This window comes from Pseudomonas sp. DWP3-1-3b3, assembly GCF_049896305.1.
In the GTDB taxonomy this organism is placed as follows: Bacteria; Pseudomonadota; Gammaproteobacteria; order Pseudomonadales; family Pseudomonadaceae; genus Aquipseudomonas; species Aquipseudomonas azotoformans_A.
This window is the reverse complement of sequence record NZ_JAFCUA010000009.1, coordinates 276,384-291,674: the sequence shown is the minus strand read 5'-3', so window position 1 is coordinate 291,674 and position 15,291 is coordinate 276,384. Positions and strand designations below refer to the sequence as shown.

At 60.0% G+C, this 15,291-nt stretch carries 15 protein-coding genes; 10 read left to right on the top strand and 5 right to left on the bottom strand.

The window, feature by feature from the left end:
* Window positions 1-91: 91 nt before the first annotated feature.
* Window positions 92-1,624: an AmpG family muropeptide MFS transporter gene (locus ACP7BX_RS25420; protein WP_314530907.1), complete on the bottom strand. Its 1,533-nt coding sequence runs from the start codon at window positions 1,622-1,624 to the stop codon at window positions 92-94.
* Window positions 1,625-1,667: 43 nt separating this feature from the next.
* On the bottom strand, window positions 1,668-2,030 hold the full coding sequence (locus tag ACP7BX_RS25415) for an MGMT family protein (RefSeq protein WP_177073944.1): 363 nt from the start codon (window positions 2,028-2,030) through the stop codon (window positions 1,668-1,670).
* A 145-nt stretch (window positions 2,031-2,175) separates the two neighbouring features.
* On the opposite strand from ACP7BX_RS25415, the gene ACP7BX_RS25410 reads away from it, so the two are divergent.
* The 5 genes from ACP7BX_RS25410 (at window position 2,176) to groL (ending at window position 6,814) form a co-directional block, all read left to right on the top strand.
* Window positions 2,176-3,183 carry a DUF481 domain-containing protein gene (locus tag ACP7BX_RS25410; protein WP_033898563.1) on the top strand — a complete coding sequence of 336 codons (1,008 nt, stop codon included), beginning with the start codon at window positions 2,176-2,178 and terminating at the stop codon, window positions 3,181-3,183.
* A gap of 115 nt (window positions 3,184-3,298) precedes the next feature.
* Window positions 3,299-4,030: a HugZ family protein gene (locus ACP7BX_RS25405; RefSeq protein WP_426132043.1), complete on the top strand. Its 732-nt coding sequence runs from the start codon at window positions 3,299-3,301 to the stop codon at window positions 4,028-4,030.
* A 66-nt stretch (window positions 4,031-4,096) separates the two neighbouring features.
* A complete protein-coding gene (locus ACP7BX_RS25400) occupies window positions 4,097-4,573 on the top strand; it encodes an FxsA family protein (protein WP_038848696.1) in 477 nt (158 codons plus the stop codon).
* A gap of 247 nt (window positions 4,574-4,820) precedes the next feature.
* A complete protein-coding gene (locus ACP7BX_RS25395) occupies window positions 4,821-5,117 on the top strand; it encodes a co-chaperone GroES (RefSeq protein ID WP_016975516.1) in 297 nt (98 codons plus the stop codon).
* A 50-nt stretch (window positions 5,118-5,167) separates the two neighbouring features.
* Window positions 5,168-6,814, top strand: a complete 1,647-nt coding sequence (gene groL / locus ACP7BX_RS25390) for a chaperonin GroEL (protein ID WP_028617795.1) — start codon at window positions 5,168-5,170, stop codon at window positions 6,812-6,814.
* A 437-nt stretch (window positions 6,815-7,251) separates the two neighbouring features.
* Here the strand turns inward: groL and ACP7BX_RS25385 are convergent, their stop codons facing one another.
* The 3 genes from ACP7BX_RS25385 to ACP7BX_RS25375 form a co-directional block, all read right to left on the bottom strand.
* Window positions 7,252-8,550: a sensor histidine kinase gene (locus ACP7BX_RS25385; protein WP_314530926.1), complete on the bottom strand. Its 1,299-nt coding sequence runs from the start codon at window positions 8,548-8,550 to the stop codon at window positions 7,252-7,254.
* Entirely contained in the window at window positions 8,540-9,238 is a 699-nt protein-coding gene (locus tag ACP7BX_RS25380) for a response regulator transcription factor (RefSeq protein ID WP_314530928.1), read from the bottom strand. The genes ACP7BX_RS25385 and ACP7BX_RS25380 overlap by 11 nt, the downstream gene beginning before the upstream one ends.
* A gap of 77 nt (window positions 9,239-9,315) precedes the next feature.
* The gene (locus tag ACP7BX_RS25375) at window positions 9,316-11,265 is read right to left on the bottom strand and encodes an LTA synthase family protein (RefSeq protein ID WP_426132042.1); all 1,950 of its coding nucleotides are present in this window, start codon (window positions 11,263-11,265) and stop codon (window positions 9,316-9,318) included.
* Between the two features lie 201 nt (window positions 11,266-11,466).
* Here ACP7BX_RS25375 and colR point away from each other — a divergent pair, with 201 nt between their 5' ends.
* The 5 genes from colR (at window position 11,467) to ACP7BX_RS25350 (ending at window position 15,238) form a co-directional block, all read left to right on the top strand.
* Window positions 11,467-12,150, top strand: coding sequence for a two-component system response regulator ColR (gene colR / locus ACP7BX_RS25370; RefSeq protein ID WP_003175870.1), 684 nt, complete (start codon window positions 11,467-11,469; stop codon window positions 12,148-12,150).
* On the top strand, window positions 12,140-13,420 hold the full coding sequence (locus ACP7BX_RS25365) for a sensor histidine kinase (RefSeq protein WP_033898552.1): 1,281 nt from the start codon (window positions 12,140-12,142) through the stop codon (window positions 13,418-13,420). Before colR ends, ACP7BX_RS25365 begins: the two co-directional genes overlap by 11 nt.
* 189 nt (window positions 13,421-13,609) lie before the next feature.
* Window positions 13,610-14,290, top strand: coding sequence for a class I SAM-dependent methyltransferase (locus ACP7BX_RS25360; RefSeq protein WP_269131907.1), 681 nt, complete (start codon window positions 13,610-13,612; stop codon window positions 14,288-14,290).
* Window positions 14,291-14,294: 4 nt separating this feature from the next.
* A complete protein-coding gene (locus tag ACP7BX_RS25355) occupies window positions 14,295-15,014 on the top strand; it encodes a lipopolysaccharide kinase InaA family protein (protein WP_426132041.1) in 720 nt (239 codons plus the stop codon).
* Window positions 15,011-15,238, top strand: a complete 228-nt coding sequence (locus tag ACP7BX_RS25350) for a hypothetical protein (protein ID WP_028617789.1) — start codon at window positions 15,011-15,013, stop codon at window positions 15,236-15,238. Before ACP7BX_RS25355 ends, ACP7BX_RS25350 begins: the two co-directional genes overlap by 4 nt.
* Window positions 15,239-15,291 lie beyond the last annotated feature (53 nt).

The window sequence follows — 15,291 nt, the reverse complement described above, 5'->3', positions numbered from 1 at the left end:
GCGCTTATGAAAAATCAGAGCGAATACCAGCCGAATTTAAGGTTGCAGGGTTCCCCTGCAACATAGAATCTCCCACATTGACCGAGGTGTGTCAGTCTTCCTGCGGCGGATTCAACTTCGCCCGCCGGTTCTCCTGAAACCAATGCAGCGCAATCAGCACCAGCGTCGGCACGCCCAGCATGCAGGTGATCAGGAAGAAGTTGTGATAGCCGAACTTCTCCACCATCACCCCCGAATACCCACCGATCAGGCGCGGCAACAGCAGCATGATCGAGCTGAGCAACGCATATTGGGTGGCGGAGAACTTCAGGTTGGTCAGGCTCGAAAGGTAGGCCACGAACGCGGAGGTCGCCAGTCCTGAGCTGAAGTTATCCAGGGAAATGGTGAAGATCAGCATCTGCAGGTCCGGGCCCATGTCAGCGAGCATCACGAACAGCAGGTTGGTGCCGGCCGAGGCCACGCCGCCGATGAACAGGATCGGCAGGATGCCGAAACGCACGATCAGCAGGCCGCCCATGCCGGCGCCGACCAGGGTCATGATCAGGCCGAAGATCTTGCTGACCCCGGCGATCTGGTCCTTGGTAAAGCCCTGGTCGATGTAGAACACGTTGGCCATCACGCCCATTACAGTGTCGGACATGCGGTAGGTGGCGATCAGCCCCAGCAGCAGCAACGCTTGCCAGCGGTAGCGCAGGATGAAGTCGTTGACCGGCGTCAGCACCGGCGCCAGGCCACGCCGACCCATGGCCGAGAGGCACAGGGAGGTCAGGGTGATATAGAGGATGGCGCGCAGGAACGCACGGTCTTCCATGAGCAAGTCCCACAGGCTCATGCCGTGGAACAGCACGCTTTCGAAATCGGTGTTGAACAGCTGGGTGAACATCGCCGGCACTGACACCAGCAACACGATCAGTACGAACACCGATGCCAGCTGATGCACGAAGCTGTAACGCCCGGCCTGCAACTGGGTACGCAGTGGCACATTGGGTTCGCGCATGAACAGGGTGGTCAGCAGCGCCGGGATCATCAGTACGCCGAACAGCACATAGGTGCCGGTCCAGGCCGAGTGTTTATAGTTGAAACCGGTGGAGCCGAAACCTTCGGCAAAAAACAGTGCACCCGCCGTGGCGAGCAAGGCGGCGATGCGATAACCGGACATGTAACTGGCGGCCAAAGCAGCCTGGCGACTGTCGTCGGCGATTTCCAGGCGGTAGGCGTCGACCGCGATGTCTTGGGTCGCGGAGGCGAAGGCGACGATGACAGCGATAGCGATCAGCCAGGACAAGTGTTTCTGCGGGTCGCAAAAACCCATGCCGATCAATCCGAGGATCACCAGCGACTGGGCCAGCACCAGCCAGGAGCGACGGCGCCCGAGTTTGCCGAGCAACGGCAGGCGCCATTGGTCGAGCAGCGGCGACCACACCCATTTAAAGGCATACGCCAAACCGATCAGGCTCGCATAGCCGATGGTCTCGCGCGCCACACCGGCTTCACGCAACCACACTGAAAGCGTCGAGAACACCAACATGTAAGGCAGGCCGGCGGCAAAGCCGAGCAACAACAGGACCAACGTCGAGGGGCTGGCATAGGCAGCGAGCGCGGCGCGCCAGGTTTTACGGGGCATGGGCTGGAGTCTGCCTCAGATTTGCGGAAACAAAGCGCGCACTCTAACCGCTGTGCTCTACCGGGCGCCAGCCATGGCGCTGAATATCAACGCGATTGTTCAGGATATTGACACCTTCATCGCGCAAACGCGCCCGCTGCTCGTCACCCGAAGCACTGCCCACCGGCAGACTTATCCGACCACCGGCACCCAGCACGCGGTGCCAGGGCAACTTGGTGTCTTCGGGGAGTTGGCTGAGGGTGCGTCCCACCCAACGCGCCGCACGGCCGAGGCCCGCTAAGTGAGCCAGCTCGCCGTAGCTCACCACGCAGCCTGCGGGCACTTGGGCCAGGGTCAGGTAGAGCGCGGTGCGGCGCATTTCGGCGGGGCTTTGTGGCGTTTCAGCGGGCTGATTCACGGTGGGCATATCCATTGATACCGACGGCACAATTGTAGGAAAGGTCTGTAAGTGTGTTGATGAGAATTGAACTCAACTTAAATCCTTGAGTCAGTCCTAGCTATCTAACACGATAATCGCCCCTTTTCGCCAACCTTGAGCTCCCGATCCGCTTATGTTGTCCAGAACCCTGCTGTGCCTCGCTGTTTTCAGCGCCTCCACGCCCTTGCTCGCCGATACCGTCTGGTTGAAGAACGGTGACCGCCTGACCGGCAAGATCAAGGTCTTCGACGGTGGCAAGCTGCTGATCCAGACCGATTACGCAGGTGCCATCCCGGTGGACTGGAAACAGGTGAAAACCCTGGAGAGTGATCAGGAGCTGCTGGTCAAGCAGGACGCCTACACCGGCGAGAAGGCCAAGTCGCTGAAAGCAGCGGATGACGGCAAGGTGGTGCTGGCCAACGGTGAAGCGCCCAAGACCGTCGATTTGGCCAGCATCCAACAGATCATCAAGCCCAAGCCGGTGATCGAAGACCTGGTGTGGAAAGGCAACGTGGACATGGCGCTGGACTATAAACGCGCCGACAAAGACACCAACGACTACGACATCGACTTCAAGACCACCGCCCGCCATGGCCAATGGCGTCACACCGGGCAGGGCGAGTACAACCGTGAGTTCCAGGATGATGTCACCACCACCGACAACTGGGCCCTGGAATACGACCTCGATCGCTTCCTGACCGAGCATTGGTTCTGGCAGGGTCGCTTGACCTACAAGCGCGACAAGGTTGAAGACCTGTCCCGCCAACGCACCGTCGGCACCGGCCCCGGCTATCAGTTCTGGGACGATGAACTCGGCGCGTTCTCCCTGGGCTCGCTGGTCAACCGCACCGACTATGAATACGCCGACGGCGGCAAGGACAACTTCTATTCCCTGGCCATGAAGTGGAACTACAACCGCTACCTGGTGGGCAAGACCGTCGAGTTCTTCACCAACGGCGAAGTGGGCAAGCCGATCGGCGGCCCGGCCGAATACTCGCTGGATGCAGAAATGGGCCTGCGCTACAAAGTCACCGAGTGGGCTTCGCTCAACCTCAAGGCCGAGCGCGATATCATCAGTGGCGACTCCGACAGCAGCTTGAGCAAGACCCGTTACACCGCAGGCTTCGGCGTAGCCTGGTAACACGGGCGAACAAAACCTGCTTGGCAACCTTTGCCGATAATGATTACCTTGCGTTGAGATTCATTCCCATAGGCCCCGTAGGCCATGGGCGACTGATTATCCGAGGAGTCATACGTTGAGCGCACAGGTTGCCAAGAACGCCCGAGAGCTGTTGCTCAAGGAATACCGTGGGGCTCTCTCCACACTGTCCAAAGCCATGCCTGGCTTCCCCTTCGGTTCGGTCGTGCCGTATTGCCTGGATGAGCAGGGCCGCCCGCTGATCCTGATCAGCCGCATTGCCCAGCACACCCACAACCTGCAGAAAGACCCCAAGTGCTCGCTGCTGGTGGGTGAGCGCGAGGCGGATGACGTGCAGGCCGTCGGGCGCCTGACCTACCTGGCCGAAGCCGAAAAACTGGAGGAGGGCGCTGCCATCGAGGCGGCTGCCGAGCGTTATTACCGCTATTTCCCCGATTCAGCCAACTATCACAAGGCCCACGACTTCGATTTCTGGGTACTCAACCCGGTGCGTCACCGTTACATCGGCGGCTTTGGCGCGATTCATTGGGTCGACCACCTGACGTTGGTCAACCCGTTTGCGGGCAAGGCCGAGCGCAGCATGATCGAACACATGAACAGCGATCACACCAAGGCCATTGCCCATTACGTCGACCTCACCGGCCTGCCGACCTCCGAGCCTGCACAGTTGGCCGGCATCGACAGCGAAGGCATGCACTTGCGTATAGGCCAATCCTTATATTGGTTGCCGTTTGCGGAGTCTTGCAACACGCCGACACAAGTACGCGAAGCCCTGGTTTCATTGGCTCACGCCGAGGTCTGGCCGAAAAAAGAAGCCGCTGACGCTTGAATTCACGAAACGGCGACGTCATCTAAGGTGGACTGGCAAGGCATTCTTGCGTTGAGGAACCATTTGATGCGCCCTTTTTTATTGCTCTTTCTGCTGTTCCCGGTGTTGGAGCTGTTCGTATTCGTTCAAGTCAGCAGTGCGATCGGCTTTTTCCCGGCCCTGTTGCTGATTATTCTCGGCTCGATGCTCGGCGTCCTGGTGCTGCGCGTCGCCGGCCTGGCCACGGCGCTGCGTGCCCGTGAAAGTCTGAATCGCGGTGAACTGCCCGCCCAGACCATGCTCGAAGGCCTGATGATGGCCCTGGCCGGTGGCCTGTTGATCCTGCCGGGCTTCATCAGCGACGTGGTGGGCCTGGTGATGTTGCTGCCGTTCACCCGCAAACTGCTGGCCGGCAAGATGCGCCAGCGCGCCGAAGAGGCTGCGGTTCGCCAGCGTGCGTTCGCCGATGACCTGCAACCCCGTGGCGGTCCGGCCCCGCGCCAGCCGCTGGGGCGTGAAGGCGATGTGATCGAAGGCGAGTTCGAACACCGCGACAGCAAATAACCGCTTCACTGGCACGGCACCTCTGGGTGCCGTGTTGCTTTGAGCCGTCGGCACACGCAAAAAAATTACGCCGAGGCCCCTTGTAATAAGCTTATGCGCCCTTATGTAACGGTCACCGCAAGGTTTCTGGTGGCGACACCAGACAGACTTCCGCGTCTTGCTTGGCGAGGCGCGACCGGCACAGCCGGAATACAACCCGCCGGTACTGACACCGGCCGATGAAAAACACAATTAGGAGAGATCGACAATGAGCAAGCTTCGTCCTCTGCACGACCGCGTCGTAATCCGTCGCAGCGAAGAAGAAAAGAAAACCGCCGGCGGGATCGTTCTGCCAGGTTCGGCTGCTGAAAAAGCCAACCACGGTGTGATCGTCGCTGCTGGCCCAGGCAAAACCCTGGAAAACGGTGAAGTGCGTGCTCTGGCCGTTAAAGTCGGTGACAAGGTTGTATTCGGCCCTTACTCCGGCAGCAACACTGTGAAAGTTGACGGCGAAGACCTGCTGGTCATGGCTGAGAACGAGATTCTCGCCGTACTGGAAGCGTAATTTTCCCGCTCATTTTCCCGTTACTCCAAAGTATTTAAGGATTATCGATCATGGCTGCTAAAGAAGTTAAATTCGGCGATTCCGCCCGCAAGAAAATGCTCACCGGTGTCAACATCCTGGCTGACGCAGTAAAAGCGACCCTGGGCCCGAAAGGCCGTAACGTGATCATCGAGAAGAGCTTCGGCGCTCCGACCATCACCAAGGACGGCGTTTCCGTAGCCAAAGAAATCGAACTGGAAGACCGTTTCGAAAACATGGGCGCGCAGCTGGTCAAAGACGTTGCCTCCCGTGCCAACGATGACGCAGGCGACGGCACCACCACCGCTACTGTCCTGGCTCAGGCCATCGTCAACGAAGGCTACAAAGCCGTCGCTGCCGGTATGAACCCAATGGACCTGAAGCGCGGTATCGACAAGGCGACCATCGCTATCGTTGCCGAGCTGAAAAACCTGTCCAAGCCATGCGCTGACACCAAGGCTATCGCTCAGGTAGGCACCATCTCTGCCAACTCCGACAGCTCCATCGGCGACATCATTGCCGAAGCCATGGAAAAAGTCGGCAAAGAAGGCGTGATCACCGTTGAAGAAGGCACTGGCCTGGAAAACGAACTGTCGGTTGTAGAAGGCATGCAGTTCGACCGTGGCTACCTGTCCCCGTACTTCGTCAACAAGCCAGAAACCATGGTTGCCGAGCTGGACAGCCCGCTGATCCTGCTGGTCGACAAAAAGATCTCGAACATCCGCGAAATGCTGCCAGTACTGGAAGCCGTTGCCAAAGCCGGCCGCCCACTGCTGATCGTTTCCGAAGACGTTGAAGGCGAAGCCCTGGCGACGCTGGTTGTGAACAACATGCGTGGCATCGTTAAAGTTGCAGCCGTCAAGGCTCCAGGCTTCGGCGACCGTCGCAAGGCCATGCTGCAGGACATCGCCGTCCTGACCGGCGGTACCGTTATCTCCGAAGAGATCGGCCTGAGCCTGGAAAGCGCCACCCTGGAAAACCTGGGCAGTGCCAAGCGCGTTACCATCTCCAAAGAAAACACCATCATCGTTGACGGTGCTGGCGTAGAGCAGGACATCCAGGCTCGCATCACCCAGATCCGTGCCCAGGTTGCCGAGACTTCGTCCGACTACGACCGTGAAAAACTGCAAGAGCGCCTGGCCAAGCTGTCCGGCGGCGTTGCAGTGATCAAGGTTGGCGCCGGTTCCGAAGTTGAAATGAAAGAGAAGAAAGCCCGCGTTGAAGACGCCCTGCACGCAACCCGCGCAGCCGTTGAAGAAGGCGTGGTACCTGGCGGTGGCGTTGCGCTGATCCGTGCTCTGGAAGCCCTGGCCAACCTGACCGGCGACAACGCAGACCAGAACGTCGGTATCGCCGTACTGCGTCGCGCTGTTGAAGCACCACTGCGTCAGATCGCTGCCAACTCCGGCGACGAGCCAAGCGTTGTGGTCAACGAAGTCAAGAACGGCAAAGGTAACTACGGTTACAACGCTGCGACTGGCGTCTACGGCGACATGATCGAAATGGGCATCCTGGACCCTACCAAGGTAACCCGTTCCGCGCTGCAAGCAGCAGCCTCCATCGGCGGTCTGATCCTGACCACCGAAGCTGCAATCGCCGACAAGCCGAAGGCTGAAGGCGCAGCTGGCGGCGGTATGCCAGACATGGGCGGCATGGGTGGCATGGGCGGCATGATGTAAGCCAGCCTTACCCGGCTAACTGAAAAGCCCCGCCTGCAGTGATGCAGGCGGGGCTTTTTTGTGGACGACTCCTACTCAGCCTATCCCGCGTCGACGCAACAGCTTCTTGAATGTCATCCCGCGGGCCAGGGTGGGTTGGCCGATAAAGAGCACACGTGCAGCGGACCACGATGCAGTCGTACTGTCGAGAGGCTCTTCGGCAGGCACATATGCGCTTGTGCGGGGTATGGGCCTCCCCCAGTGGCAGGCCAGCAGTGAACTGGCGGCGATACACAGCGATAGCATCAACGTGAGCAAATGCTTCTTGGGGGGACGCATGAACGGGCTCTCCAACCTGATCCAAAGGACGGGACCCAGGGCACAGGGCTAATCCTGGATCAGGTGGCGAGGTTACGGAGAATGCCAGCGGTTCACTGTCACAGGCTGTAACACGCTGGTTACTGGGGGCGTAGGGGCAGGATCAGGGTCAGGCGTGCACCGCCCAAAGGGCTGCGCGTAACGGACAGCTTGCCGCTATGCCACTGGGTCGCACGCCTGGCCAGCGCCAGGCCGAGGCCGAAACCGCCGGGCTCATCGCCGCCCATGGCCAGCCGGACAAAGGGTTCGAATACCTTTTCGCGGTTTTCGGCAAGGATGCCAGGGCCGTCGTCGTCCACGTGCAGCACAAGATGGTGCTCATCCTGGCAGGCCGCGCTGACGCACACCTGTTCGCGGGCGTAGGTGACGGCATTGCTCAACAGGTTGCGTACGATCAAGTGCAATAAGGCGCGGTCGCCGACCAATTGCAGGTCCGCCGGCTTGGTGTCCAGGCTCAGGCGGCGTTGGTGCCCGTCGAGCAAGGCAAATTCCTGATGCAGCCAGTCACGGATAGGGATGGGTTCATGCTGCAAGTCGGTGGGCGCACCGGCCATCCGGGCAAAGGTCAGGCTGGCGCGGACCAGGGCTTCGAGTTCTTCCACGTCGGTTTGCAGGCGTTCCTGCAAGCGGGTACGGGTGAGTGAGTCGTCGCTTTTGCTCAGCAAGGTCAAGGCGAAACGCATCCGTGCCAAGGGTGTGCGCAGTTCGTGGGAAACGGCTTGGGACACCTCGCGGTGACGCTCGCTCATGGCCGTAATGTCCTGCGCATGTTGTTGCACGGTTTGCAGCAGCGGCGTCCATTCCTTGCCCATGGCCGGCAGCATGGCGTTGGGCGTGCGAGCCAGGGTGCCCAGGCAGGCATTGAGTGCTTCCACATCGGCGCGACGCTGGCGGCGTGCGCGCAGACCCAGCCACATCCACAGCACCAACGGCAGGCCAGCCACGCACGCGGTGATGCCATACACCGGGAATTGCAGCAGGTCCTTGACCTCAGCCGTTCCCCACATCGGGCCGAACTGGATCAGGGTGGTGTCGTCGAGCGGAAAGTAGGTGATGTCTTCATCGCTGCTCTGCGCCGGTTGTTGGTGCTTGAGCATGATCAGGGCCTCGGGCGGCAGTTCGATCGCGTCCAGCTTGACCAGGCTGATCGGGTACTGGAAGCGCGCACGCAGCGCGTCCATGCGCGCTTCACGCTGCTCGGCCGGCAACGGCTTGAGCTGCTCCGCCACCAGGTAACCCGGCCCGGCCATCAAGCGCAAAAAGCTGTATTCACCGACAAACACCGAGGCATTCGCGCACAGCCACAACAGATAAAGCGTCAACGCGCCCCAACTGGTGCCCGCCACGATTGCCATCCATGGCCGCACGTTAGAGAGCATGCTGGGCGCCTTGCGGGATTTCGACAAACAGGTAGCCCTGGGCCGTGATGGTCTGGATGGTCACCGGGCACCCCAGGCTCATCAACTTCTTGCGCAGGCGTGAGACACGCATGTCCACGGAGCGATTGAGCCCGTCGTACTCCAGGCCACGCAGGTTTTGCAGGAGCTTTTCGCGGGTCAGCAGCACCCCGCAATGGCGGGCGAAAATCGTGAGCAACTCGAACTCGGCTACCGAAAACTGCAAGGGCACCTCATCGAGCCAGGCGAAGTGGTGGTTGAGATCCAATCGAAACGTGCCCCACTGGTAATAAGCACGCGAGGCTTGCGGATGGCGACGCAGCAACGAACGGATACGGGCCAGCAACAGCAGTGGGTCGACGGGTTTAACCACATAGTCATCCGCGCCAACGTTGAACCCGGTCAGTTGCTCGGCGTTTTCGTCCAGCGCCGTCATCATCAGGATCAAACCAGGGTAGTGGTCGCGGATCTGTCTGCACAGGGTAAAACCGTCGATGCCCGGCAACATCACATCCAGAATCAGCAACGCCGGCTGCTCATCACGGATACGCTGGGCCGCGCGATCGCCGCGATGCTCCACCGACACGGTAAACCCTTCGGCGCGCAGAAACTCGGCGGTCAGTGCGGCCAGAGGGCGGTCATCTTCGATCAGCAGCAGGGTGTCGGACATGAAAGGGCGTCGTCGCCGGAGAATGGGCGCAAGTGTTACGCCCTTGCCCCTGCGCAGGCAAGGGCTCGGGGTGACGATCAGCGGGCGCTGATTGCTGGCGTCACGTCCTTCGGCGCTTTCCAGCTCAGCAATTGCTGTTTGAATCCATAGCTGGCGGCCTGGTAGTAAGTGATGGCGCGCAGAATCAGCGGGTCATCGCTGCCCACCCGCAACTCCTGGCTTTCCCCTAGCGCCTGGTCATGGCGACGCAGGCCCTGGCGGGGGCTGAGGATCGCCAGGTCTTTGCCGTCAAACAGTCCCAGGTGCTGGTAGTTGCCGACCACAACACGCGGTGGCAGCGGGTTGTCTTGCAACAGGTTGCGACCGAAGAACGTCGATTCGTAGCTCAGGTTGATCAGCCCTAGCAAGGTCGGGGCCAAATCGATCTGACTGGCCAGTTGCGCGGTCTCCCGTGCCTCGACCAGCTTGGGGGCATAGATGAACAGGGGAATCTGGTAGTTGGTGATCGGCAGGTCTTCCTTGCCGGCGCTGCCGGCGGTGTGGTCGGCGACGAACACGAAGATCGTGTTGTCGAACCACGGCTTCTGGCGTGCAGCCTCCAGGAATTCGCCGATGGCATGGTCGGTGTATTTCACCGCGCCGTCGCGGCCGTTGCCGGATTTGATATCGATGCGCCCATCGGGATAGGTGTAGGGGCGATGGTTGGACGTGGTCATCAGTTGCAGCAGGAAGGGCTGTTGCTTGGCGTAGTCCGCATCGGCCAGTTTCAGGCTTTGTTTATAGAGGTCTTCGTCGGCCATGCCCCAGGCGTTTTTAAACGATATTTCTGACTCGGGCACGCTGCTCTGGTCGACGACCCGATAACCGTTGCCGCTGAAGAATGCATTCATGTTGTCGAAATAACCGCGCCCGCCGTAGACGAACACACTGTCGTAGCCGATGGCGCTGAGCTGCTGGCCGAGGCTGGCGAAGCCGCTTTCGCGGCCGATGCGCTTGACGATCGAACGGCCCGGTGTCGGTGGGATCGCCAGGGTGATCGCCTCCAGGCCTCGGTCGGTGCGAGTGCCGGTGGCATAGAAGTTATTGAAGTACAGGCTTTGTTTGCGCAGGGCATCCAGGTTGGGCGTCAGATTGCGGTCGTCGCCGTTGCTGCCCATGTACTTGGCACTGAAGCTTTCGATGGTCACCAGCACGATATTGGGTTTGCGCAACGTGCCGGGGTTGGTGATAGCACGGCGGATATCCAGCGGGTCTTTGTCGATGAAGCGGGCGTTGGGCTCGCTGAGTTCGGCGCGCAACTGCTTGGCAACCACATCCGCCGGCAGGCTTTTGTAGAACTGGGTGTAGTCCAGTTCGTTGTTACGGAATGCGGCAAAAAACTGGTAAGGGCCATTGCTCGCCAGCTCGTTCTTGTAGGCGTTGCCGCCTTGGGGGCGCGGGCTGTCCTGGCTGATCAGTTGCAGGCTGAGGCCTGCGACCACCAACAGGCCCAGGGCGTTGACCAGGCGGCCACGCAGCGGTGGCAAAGGCGCATTCATCGCGGCATTGAACGGTTTGCGCAGGGCCAGGCTCAACACAATCGCGAGCATCGCCAACAGGCTCAGCAGCTTGCCGATCGGGTAGGACTCCAGCACGTTGTTAAGCACTTCATCGGAGTACACCAGGTAGTCGACGGCGATAAAGTTGAAGCGCACGCCGAACTCATCCCAGAACAGCCATTCGGCAACCGACGTGAACAACATGGCGAACAGGCTGACCGTCAGCACCGCCTGCAAAAACCAGCGGTGCCCACGACGACGCCACAGCGCAGGGGGGCAGAGCAGCAGGTACAGCCCCAACGGCAGCGCCGCGTAGGCCAAAAAACCCAAGTCGTAGAGCAGGCCCACGCCAAACACCGGTAGCAGGTTGCCACCGACTTCATCCAGGTGAGTGATGAGCAACACGCTGCGCGTGAGCAGGAAAACAACCAGCCAGGCACCGGTTACCAACAGCAAATAGCGCATAGGCGCTGTTTTGAGAAACCCCATGTCTATGTTCCTTATATCAATGGGCGGCGATCTTCGCTCTGACACTGTAGTCAACTTGTGAAGCTATAGTGAAAATCTCGTTCAACTAAAATATCGGTTGAAAACCTTAATCGACGGGCCTTCCAGGTCTATCCCTGAGCCACAGTTGGCCTTAAGCTGCGCGAGCCAACACGGCCGTTACCGCGTACGGAGACACTGCCCATGCGAATTTTATTGGTTGAAGACAACCGCGATATTCTGGCCAACCTGGCCGATTACCTGGGGCTAAAAGGCTATACCGTGGACTGTGCGCAGGACGGTTTGTCGGGCCTGCACCTGGCCGCCACCGAGCATTACGACCTGATCGTGCTCGACATCATGCTGCCTGGCATCGATGGCTACACCTTGTGCAAACGCCTGCGCGAAGATGCGCGCCGCGACACGCCGGTGATCATGCTCACCGCCCGCGACCAACTGGATGACCGGTTGCAGGGCTTCAAGTCTGGCGCCGATGACTACCTGCTCAAACCGTTTGCCCTGTCGGAACTGGCCGCGCGCATCGAAGCGGTGCTGCGCCGTGCCCAGGGTGGCGGGCGCCGCGCCCTGCAAGTGGGTGACCTGAGCTACGACCTCGACACCCTGGAAGTGACCCGCGAAGGCCGCTTGCTCAAGCTCAACCCAGTTGGCCTGAAACTGCTGGCGGTGCTGATGCAAAAGAGCCCGCACGTGTTGCGCCGCGAAATTCTCGAAGAAGCCCTGTGGGGCGACGACTGCCCGGACAGCGACAGCCTGCGCAGCCACGTCCACCAATTGCGCCAAGTGATCGACAAACCGTTCGCCAAGCCGCTGCTGCAAACGGTGCACGGTGTCGGTTATCGCCTGGCAGAGGGTCGTGATGGAGTTTAAGCAAAGCCTTGCCCAACGGATCATCATCGCCTTTGCCTTGATGAGTGCGTTGGTGGCGGGGGCCTTTGCCATGGGCATCGTCGCGACGGTGCACCTGGTGGAAGAGAAGTTGATCTCGGCGGGCCTGGGCGGTGACCTGCAGCGCTTGCTGCTGATGGACACGGTCGAAGACTGGCGGCACCGGCCCGAGCCGGATCAGCTGTTTTACTTCAGCGGTGGCCCTGGCGATTTTGAGTTGCCCAAGGATCTGCGTCACCTTGAGCCCGGCTTCCATGAAGTGTTCCGCGAAGCGTTGTCGTATCACGCCATGGTCGAAGTGGTCGACGGTCGGCGCTACGTGTTGCTGCAGGATCAAAGCGATTTTGAAGAGCGCGAGCGCGTGCTGTTTGCCGTGGTGCTGGTGGGTTTCGTCCTCAGCCTGGCGCTGGCGGTATTCCTCGGCTGGGTGTTGGCGCGCAAGGTGATGGCGCCGGTCGTGCGGCTGGCCCGTCAGGTGCGTCACCGTGACCAACTGCTGGGCCTGGCGCCGCCGTTGGCACCGGATTACGCGGCGGATGAAGTGGGGGAACTGGCCGTGGCCTTCGATGCCACCCTGGGACGCCTGCGTCAGGCGCTGTCCCGTGAGCAGTTGTTCACCAGTGATGTCAGCCATGAATTGCGCACACCGTTAATGGTATTGGCCAGCTCCTGCGAGCTGCTGCTGGAAAACCCGGCCATCGACCAGCGTGGGCGCAACCAGGTGCTGCGTATCGCCCGCGCCTGCGAAGAGATGCGCGAACTGGTGCAGACCTTCCTGATGCTGGCCCGTGCCCAGCATGATGAGTCGGCCATGTCGCCGCAGGTCAGCCTCGCGCAGGTGGCCGATGATCTGCTCGGTATCTGGCGCGAGCCCATCGAGCAAAAAGGCCTGGAGCTGATCTACAACCCCGGTCACCCCCTGGACACGCGCTATAACACCACCTTCCTGCACGCCGTCATGGGCAACCTGCTGCGCAACGCCCTGCACTACACCGAACACGGGTTCATCCGCTTGACCCTGGAACCCACGGGCTTTGTGGTGGAAGACAGCGGGGTCGGTATTCCCGAAGACAAACGTGAGGCGATGTTCGAGCCGTTTGTACGCGGCAGCGAGAAACGCGGAGAAGGCCTGGGCCTGGGATTGTCGCTGGTCCAGCGCATCTGCGAGAACCAGGGCTGGACCGTGAGCCTCAGCACCATGGAGCCCAATGGCTGCCGCTTTCATGTGCAACTGAGTCAGGTCAACGCCTGACTCCACCCTCTGCCGCTATCCTGCCAGAGATCACCGTCATTCGGCGAAGATGGCCCCATGCCATTGCTTGTGTCTGTAAAGTCTTGAAATGTATGGGGATTGGACAGGACAAGTTTTTCACAACGGGTTGACCTGTTGATCACAGACGGCTGCTTAAGGTTGTAGGCATCAGCAACTGGAGATCCGTTGATGTCTACCCCGACCAAACTCGAATTTTCCGAAAAGTACGACGACGAACACGCCCAAGAGTATTTGCTCAAGCATCAGGACAATCTGGCCCGCCGGTTGTCCCACAAACGCGACGAGCAATTGGCCCGTGGCGCGCTGGCGATGGCCGGTGAGCCTGGCCTGGTGCTCGACTTGCCGTGCGGCGCCGGGCGTTTCTGGCCGCTGCTGGCCGAAAAGCCCAACCGCGTCATCATTGGCGCCGACAACTCGGCGTCGATGTTGAAGGTGGCAACGGTCGCCCAGCCCGCCGATGTGGTGAAACGGGTACGACCCTTGCAGACATCAGCGTTTGATATCGATCTGCCGGATAACTCGGTCGACAGCATTTTTTGTATGCGCCTGTTGCACCACATTGGTGATCCGGCGCACCGACTGGCGATATTGCGGGAGTTTCAGCGCGTTACCCGTGACAGCGTGATCGTTTCGCTGTGGGTCGATGGCAATTTCAAAGCCTGGAAACGCAAACGTCTCGAAGAGCAGCGTCGTAAAAAAGGTGAGCAGGAAGGTTACCAAAACAGATTTGTGTTACCGGCTGCTACTGTTGAAGCAGAATTCGAAGAAGCCGGTTTCCGTGTTCAGGAGTCCCTGGACTTCATTCCGCTCTACGCCATGTGGCGAGTGTATGTATTGCGCAAGAGGTAACAGGATGGCAGTTGAGTGCGTAGCAGGCAGTCATGTAGCGCCCGAAGAACGCTTTGATTATTTCTGGCGCCAGCAAGGCGAGTGGGTCGAAGAACCCAACCGTCGGCGTGGGGGTGAAAGTGGTGTGCAACGCGTGATGAGTGCCAATGGACGCTTGCTCTACAGCAAGCGCCAGACCGGCCATATCTACCGCAGTTGGTTGCACCCGTTTGGCCGTCCCACTGTGTTGCGTGAGCGGGATGCCATCAAGGGCCTGCGCCTGTTGGATGTACGCGTACCCGAGATGGTTTTTTGCGAGGCGCGCCGCGACCCTGAGCACCACTGGCAGGCCCTGTTGGTGACTGCGGCCCTCGATGGCTTCGACGAAATCGAAAACTGGTATGCCGCCGGTGGTCGTGAACAGTACGGCGAGCTGGTGCATGAGCGCGTGCTCAAGGAGCTTGCTGGCACCTTGGCGCGTATGCACCTTGGGCGCTGGCAGCATGGCTGCCTGTACATCAAGCACATTTTTGTAAGGGTGACCGGCCAGGGCGACTCGGCCAACGTCGAAGTGGCGCTGCTGGATTTCGAGAAATGCCGCCAACGCTTGACCGCTTATCGGGCCGCTTCCCATGACATGCTGCAACTGCGCCGCCATTCGTCGTGGAACGACACCGACTGGAAGAAACTCAGCTACTTTTATGAGACGGCGTTTGGCAGCGCTATCAAGGGTTTAACCAGATGAAGCTAGAAATAGCACGAGGTTTGTTCCTGGTCGGGGCGTTGGGCGTTGCAGCCTTGGCGCTGGCGGCCTGGGAACAGCCTCGCACACAGGTGCTCAGTGCAACGCAGGGTGGCGCGCAATGCCTGTTGCCGCGCGTCGCCAAGGCGAGCACCGCAGCCAAGCCTGATCATGAGTTGTTGCTGTTCATGTTTGGCATGTCTCAAGGGATGAGGCCACAGAGTTGAAACGATTCAAACCCCCAGGAAAGGGCCTTGCGATGCGAGGCCCTTTTTTTTGC

What these genes read in the sequence shown, in the direction of transcription:
- ACP7BX_RS25365 (WP_033898552.1), top strand. Translation starts at nt 12,140, where the DNA reads ATGGAGTTTAAGCAAAGCCTTGCCCAACGGATCATCATCGCCTTTGCC.
- ACP7BX_RS25395 (WP_016975516.1), top strand. Translation starts at nt 4,821, where the DNA reads ATGAGCAAGCTTCGTCCTCTGCACGACCGCGTCGTAATCCGTCGCAGC.
- ACP7BX_RS25350 (WP_028617789.1), top strand. Translation starts at nt 15,011, where the DNA reads ATGAAGCTAGAAATAGCACGAGGTTTGTTCCTGGTCGGGGCGTTGGGC.
- colR (WP_003175870.1), top strand. Translation starts at nt 11,467, where the DNA reads ATGCGAATTTTATTGGTTGAAGACAACCGCGATATTCTGGCCAACCTG.
- groL (WP_028617795.1), top strand. Translation starts at nt 5,168, where the DNA reads ATGGCTGCTAAAGAAGTTAAATTCGGCGATTCCGCCCGCAAGAAAATG.
- ACP7BX_RS25420 (WP_314530907.1), bottom strand. Translation starts at nt 1,624, where the DNA reads ATGCCCCGTAAAACCTGGCGCGCCGCGCTCGCTGCCTATGCCAGCCCC.
- ACP7BX_RS25385 (WP_314530926.1), bottom strand. Translation starts at nt 8,550, where the DNA reads ATGCTCTCTAACGTGCGGCCATGGATGGCAATCGTGGCGGGCACCAGT.
- ACP7BX_RS25380 (WP_314530928.1), bottom strand. Translation starts at nt 9,238, where the DNA reads ATGTCCGACACCCTGCTGCTGATCGAAGATGACCGCCCTCTGGCCGCA.
- ACP7BX_RS25355 (WP_426132041.1), top strand. Translation starts at nt 14,295, where the DNA reads ATGGCAGTTGAGTGCGTAGCAGGCAGTCATGTAGCGCCCGAAGAACGC.
- ACP7BX_RS25415 (WP_177073944.1), bottom strand. Translation starts at nt 2,030, where the DNA reads ATGCCCACCGTGAATCAGCCCGCTGAAACGCCACAAAGCCCCGCCGAA.
- ACP7BX_RS25400 (WP_038848696.1), top strand. Translation starts at nt 4,097, where the DNA reads ATGCGCCCTTTTTTATTGCTCTTTCTGCTGTTCCCGGTGTTGGAGCTG.
- ACP7BX_RS25375 (WP_426132042.1), bottom strand. Translation starts at nt 11,265, where the DNA reads ATGGGGTTTCTCAAAACAGCGCCTATGCGCTATTTGCTGTTGGTAACC.
- ACP7BX_RS25360 (WP_269131907.1), top strand. Translation starts at nt 13,610, where the DNA reads ATGTCTACCCCGACCAAACTCGAATTTTCCGAAAAGTACGACGACGAA.
- ACP7BX_RS25410 (WP_033898563.1), top strand. Translation starts at nt 2,176, where the DNA reads ATGTTGTCCAGAACCCTGCTGTGCCTCGCTGTTTTCAGCGCCTCCACG.